This is a genomic window from Achromobacter sp., assembly GCF_032113835.1.
GTDB lineage: Bacteria > Pseudomonadota > Gammaproteobacteria > Burkholderiales > Burkholderiaceae_B > Achromobacter.
Map to the genome: position 1 here is coordinate 1 of NZ_DAMCTG010000158.1, position 5,322 is coordinate 5,322.

At 65.7% G+C, this 5,322-nt stretch carries 5 protein-coding genes and 1 pseudogene; 2 read left to right on the plus strand and 4 right to left on the minus strand.

Annotated elements, in window-relative coordinates; translation table 11 throughout:
* Positions 1-147, plus strand: a pseudogene (locus tag RT697_RS26770) (peroxiredoxin); the annotation flags it as partial.
* Between the two features lie 55 nt (positions 148-202).
* Positions 203-1,906, plus strand: coding sequence for a PhoH family protein (locus RT697_RS26775; RefSeq protein ID WP_313702654.1), 1,704 nt, complete (start codon positions 203-205; stop codon positions 1,904-1,906).
* A 71-nt stretch (positions 1,907-1,977) separates the two neighbouring features.
* On the opposite strand, the gene RT697_RS26780 is transcribed toward RT697_RS26775, so the two are convergent.
* From RT697_RS26780 to RT697_RS26795, 4 genes are all read right to left on the minus strand, one after another.
* Positions 1,978-2,109 (minus strand): entericidin A/B family lipoprotein, encoded by a 132-nt coding sequence (locus RT697_RS26780; protein WP_056567326.1) that lies wholly within the window; start codon positions 2,107-2,109, stop codon positions 1,978-1,980.
* 38 nt (positions 2,110-2,147) lie between these two features.
* Positions 2,148-2,843: a fumarylacetoacetate hydrolase family protein gene (locus tag RT697_RS26785; protein ID WP_128827800.1), complete on the minus strand. Its 696-nt coding sequence runs from the start codon at positions 2,841-2,843 to the stop codon at positions 2,148-2,150.
* A 287-nt stretch (positions 2,844-3,130) separates the two neighbouring features.
* Complete coding sequence (gene ppa / locus RT697_RS26790; protein WP_175124630.1) at positions 3,131-3,661, minus strand: inorganic diphosphatase; 531 nt, start codon at positions 3,659-3,661, stop codon at positions 3,131-3,133.
* A gap of 29 nt (positions 3,662-3,690) precedes the next feature.
* Positions 3,691-5,322, minus strand: a 1,632-nt coding sequence (locus tag RT697_RS26795; protein ID WP_313702655.1) for a heme biosynthesis HemY N-terminal domain-containing protein, incomplete at its 5' end; no start/stop codon positions are given.

The following is a 5,322-nucleotide window of genomic DNA, read 5'->3' on the forward strand; positions in this document are numbered from 1 at the left end:
AAGAACATGTATGGAAAGCAGGTGCGCGGCATCGAACGCAGCACCTTCTTGATCGACGCCTATGGCGTGCTGGTGCAGGAGTGGCGCGGGGTGAAGGTCCCGAACCACGCGAAGGAAGTCCTGCAAGCCGCCAAGAGCATCGGTTAGCCGCACAGGAAACCCGTCAGGCGCTATAGCCGGCCCAAACAGGAGAGTGATGCATATGCCGCTTCCGAAGTTGCCTACCCGCCCCGCAGCCATCCTGACCTTCCCCTCGGGCGAATCCGCCCGGGCGCAGGCCCGCACGACCAAGACTGCCGCTGCGCGGTCCAATGCCCAGCCCGCCCTCGCCGACGACGAGGACGAGCTGCTGGTTCAGCCAGAACTTGATGGTCTGACGGCGCCGGCCCGCAAGGCCCACCCGCCGTCCCCTGCCCACGAAACGCCGCCGCCCGCCCCGGCCACGCCCGCTGCCCGCGCCCCCGCGCGCCAGGCCAAGGCCACGCCCGCACCGGCCAAACGCGGCAAGGCGCGCGCCGAGAACGCCCCGCGCAAGCTGTTCGTGCTGGACACGAACGTGCTGCTGCACGACCCCAGTTCGCTGTTCCGCTTCGAAGAACACGACATCTTCCTGCCGATGATGACGCTGGAAGAACTGGATCACCAGAAAAAAGGCATGTCCGAAGTCGCGCGCAACGCGCGTCAGGTAAGCCGTTCTCTGGACTCGCTGGTGCAGGACGCCACGCACCTTGACGAAGGGCTGGAACTGGCAAAGCTGGGCAACAAGGACGCCACCGGCCGCCTGATGTTCCAGACGACCGCCATCCACAGCACCCTGCCCTCGGACCTGCCGATGGGCAAGGCCGACAACCAGATCCTGGGCGTGGTGCGCGCCCTGCAGGAAAAGTACCCGCAGCGCGAAGTCGTGCTGGTGTCCAAGGACATCAACATGCGCCTGAAGGCGCGCGCGCTGGGCATGGCCGCCGAAGACTACTTCAACGACCACGTCCTTGAAGACTCGGACCTGATGTACTCGGGCGTGATGCAGTTGCCCGAAGACTTCTGGAACAAGCACGGCAAGGACGTCGAGTCCTGGCAACAGGGCGGCACCACCTTCTACCGCATCCACGGCCCGCTGTGTTCGCAGTTCGTCGTCAACCAGTTCGTCTACTTTGAAGGCCAGATGCCGCTGTACGCGCAGGTGCGTGAAGTCAGCGGCAAGATGGCGGTGCTGGCCACCCTGCGCGACTACACCCACGGCAAGAACAATGTCTGGGGCATCACGGCGCGCAACCGCGAACAGAACTTCGCCATGAATCTGCTGATGAACCCGGAATGCGATTTCGTGTCGCTGCTGGGCCAGGCCGGCACGGGCAAGACGCTGCTGGCGCTGGCGGCGGGCATCACGCAGGTGCTGGAGACCAAGCGCTACACCGAGATCATCATGACGCGCGTCACGGTGCCCGTCGGTGAAGACATCGGGTTCCTGCCCGGCACCGAAGAGGAAAAGATGCTGCCCTGGATGGGCGCACTGGAAGACAACCTCGACGTGCTGAACATGGGGGAAGGCGAAGGCAACGGGGACTGGGGCCGCGCGGCCACCATGGACCTCATCCGCTCGCGCATCAAGGTCAAGTCCCTGAACTTCATGCGCGGCCGCACCTTCCTGAACAAATACCTCATCATCGACGAAGCGCAGAACCTGACGCCCAAGCAGATGAAGACGCTGGTGACCCGCGCGGGTCCCGGCACCAAGGTGATCTGCCTGGGCAACGTCGCCCAGATCGACACGCCCTACCTGACGGAAGGCAGCTCCGGCCTGACGTTCGTGGTCGACCGCTTCAAGGGCTGGCCGCACTCGGGCCACGTCACCTTGCAACGCGGCGAACGTTCGCGGCTGGCCGACTACGCGGGCGACGTGCTGTAGAACGTTTTCCGCGCCACAAGCAAAAAGCCCCTTGATTGCTCAAGGGGCTTTTTTTTACCGCCGCGCGCCGATTATTTGTCGGCGGCGTTGGTGATGGCATTGCCTGCCCGGGACACATCCTTGCCCATGCCGGCAACGGTATTGCAACCGGCCAGCACGAAGCCGAATACGACAAAGGCAGTCAGCACAAACTTGCCGCGCATGCTTTAACTCCAATATGAAAAGATGAAGACGCCGATGCTCAGGCGATCTGCACGCGCAGTTCGCCCAGGCCTTCGACGCCGCCAGTGATCACGTCACCTTGGCGCACGGCGCCCACGCCTTCAGGCGTGCCGGTGAAGATGATGTCGCCGGGCTGCAGTTCAAACAGGCCCGACAGATAAGAAATGCTTTCCGGAATATTCCACAGCATCTGCGAAATGTCGCTGGATTGCTTGCGCTCGCCGTTGACGTCCAGCCAGATGGCGCCCTTGTCGAGCGTGCCGACCACGCTGCGGGGGTGGATGGGACCCAGCGGCGCGGACTGGTCGAACGCCTTGCCGATTTCCCAGGGACGGCCCTGCTTCTTCATTTCGCCTTGCAGGTCACGGCGGGTCATGTCCAGACCCAGCGCATAGCCCCACACGCATTCGTTGGCCTGGTCGACGGGGATGTCGCGACCGCCCTTGCCCAGCACCACGACCAGTTCCATTTCGTAGTGCAGGTTGGACGTCTTGGGCGGGTACGGCATTTTGCCGGTTTCGCCATCCGCCACGAACAGCACCGCGTCGGCGGGCTTGCAGAAGAAGAACGGATCTTCACGGCCGGTGAAGCCCATTTCCTTGGCGTGCTCGGCGTAATTGCGGCCGACGCAATAAACGCGGCGAACGGGAAACAGCGCGGCGCTGCCGGCAACGGGAACCGCGACGGGCGGCTGGGGAGGCAAAACGTAGTCCATGAGCTATCAACCTATGACAAATACGTGACCGGTAAAACCGGAAAAAATATTACCCCGACGCGCGCGCGCTTGGCATGCCCTGTGACCCCGCGATGGGGCGTTGTTGTTGTTGGGCGGCCGGGCGTTTGAAAAGCACTCGCGAGTGTAGCCCTTTCTGCGGCCAAAGCGAGGACGGAATGGATCGGGCGTCCACAAGCACAACGGCGCGGCGGCGAGCGGCCAGAGCCGTCGCGGCCGCGCCGCCGGAAGGCGCCAGCCGGCGCAATGCCGGCTGGCCCATGGCCCGATCAGCCCTTGGTGTAGCGCTCGGCGCTGCGCACGATTTCCTCGTGAGCGGCGTCAACGCCCTTCCAGCCCTTGACCTTGACCCACTTGCCCTTTTCCAGGTCCTTGTAGTGCTCGAAGAAGTGCTGGATGCGGGAGATGTCTTCCGTCGGCAGATCTTCGTAGGACTTGATGTTGCGGTACGGGGGGTACAGCTTTTCGATCGGCACGGCCAGCAGCTTGGCGTCGCCGCCCGACTCGTCGTCCATTTCCAGCACGCCGATGGCGCGGCAGCGCACGACGGCGCCGATCTGGATCGGGAACGGCGTCAGGACCAGCACGTCGGCGGGGTCGCCGTCTTCGGACAGGGTCTGGGGGATGTAGCCGTAATTGCACGGGTAGTGCATGGCGGTCAGCATGAAGCGGTCAACGAAGATCGCACCGGAATCCTTGTCGACCTCGTACTTCACCGGGTCGGCGTTCATGGGGATTTCGATGATGACGTTGAAGTCTTCCGGCAGCTTCTTGCCAGGGGAGACGCGATCAAGACTCATGGTTCAACCTTGTTTGTCTGATTGGTTATTCAAATCGAGCCGTCGTCCTTGAACGGCGGCTTGGTGGTCGGCACGGGCGCCGCGGGCGCTGCCGGCTTGGCGGCGGGCGCAGTGGGCGCCGGCATTGGCGCGTAGGTGGGCACCGGCTCGTCGAAAGCGGCAGCCGGGATCGGCGCGCTGTCGAAGTATTCGTCGATGTCGGAGGTGCCGCGTGCCAACGGCGCGTCTTCAGGCGCCAGGGCGCGGTCGTGCTGCGCCTTGCTGACGCGCGCGTCCGGGTCCAGCACGTAGTCCGAGGCCGACGCCGCGACGGGCGCGGCCGCCGCACCGGCGGGCAAGGCGGGGTAATCGCCACCGACGTCCGCGTCGGTGTCCGACAGGCCGACGGCATAGCCGCCTTCGGCGTCCACGCGATAGGGATCGGAACCCGTGTCCGCGGCGGGAAGCGCCGCATCCGAGGCCAGCACGGGCAAAGCCATGCTGGCGGCGGTGGCCAGGCGCCAGTGGCGCACGGCATCGACCGGACGGTCCAGGCGATCGTACAGGCTGCCCAGCAGCGCGTGCGTCTGCGCATCGCTGCGCCGCGCGAGGCTGCGCAGCAGGTAGCGCTCGGCCTGCCCCCAAAGCTGGCCGTTCAGGCACAGCATGCCCAGGGCGGTCAGCAGGTCGGGATCGGTCGGACGTTGATGCAGCCAGGTCTCGGCCTTGGCCAGGCGGCGCGATACCTGCTCGGCGTCGCAGCGGGCGTAGGCCGCCACCAGGGCGGGATTGAACTTGACCGCGATGGCCGACTCCAGCACGCGGGCGGCTTCGTTGGCTTCGCCGGCCGCTTCGAACGCCGCCGCGCCCGCCAGAGCGACTTCGGGCAGCAGGCGCTCTTCGGCCTTGAGGTCTTTCCAGATGGGACGCCAGGCGTCGTTGCCCGCCGCGGCGCGCAGGCGCGCGGCGCCGGAGGCGTCGATCAGCACGTCGGCTTCGGGGCGGCCCAGCGCATTGCGGCGCAGAAGACCGCGCGCCAGCGTGAAGACCTGCTCCTGGTGATTCAAGGCAGTATGCGCGCGCAGCAAGAGGCGCATGGTGTGCAGATGGCGCGCGCCACCGTCGGCCAGCGGCCCCAGCACGGTCAGCGCCCGCTCGGCGCGGCCCTGATCCAGCAGCATATCGGCGGAAACCGTGGCGGTGGCTTCAAGCAGGCCGGGATCCGTGTCCGCCTGTTCCTGCGCGTTGGCGAGCAGGCGATCACGCCGGTCGAATTCACCGAGGCCGTGCGCGGCGCGGGCGGCCGACAGTGCGGCCAGGACGCGGCGCGTGCGGACCTTGGTCTGGTCCAGAAGCTTGGTCAGGTCTTTTTCGGCGTGGGAATACCGGCCTTCAAGAAGACCAATCCAGCCGCGTTCCAGCAATTCGTGGTCGCGGGCTTGGGCGCGCTTGCCGCGCCAGGCCCGGACGCGATCGGGAATGGCAAGCAGCCAGGCCAGCAGGCGCAGGCCGACATACAGGATGATGAACGTCGCCACGATGAGCAGGACGGCGAGCGTCAGCGACATCTCGATGCGCCACGGCCACACCAGGAGCAGCACGTTGCCCGAGTGCGAACGCAGAACCACCGCCAGGGCGACGGCGACGACGGCGAGCAGCAGGGTCCAGAACCAGGTACGCAT

Bases quoted from the DNA above. Each gene is read 5' to 3' on its own strand.
- RT697_RS26775 (WP_313702654.1), top strand. From the start codon at position 203: ATGCCGCTTCCGAAGTTGCCTACCCGCCCCGCAGCCATCCTGACCTTC.
- RT697_RS26780 (WP_056567326.1), bottom strand. From the start codon at position 2,109: ATGCGCGGCAAGTTTGTGCTGACTGCCTTTGTCGTATTCGGCTTCGTG.
- RT697_RS26785 (WP_128827800.1), bottom strand. From the start codon at position 2,843: ATGGACTACGTTTTGCCTCCCCAGCCGCCCGTCGCGGTTCCCGTTGCC.
- ppa (WP_175124630.1), bottom strand. From the start codon at position 3,661: ATGAGTCTTGATCGCGTCTCCCCTGGCAAGAAGCTGCCGGAAGACTTC.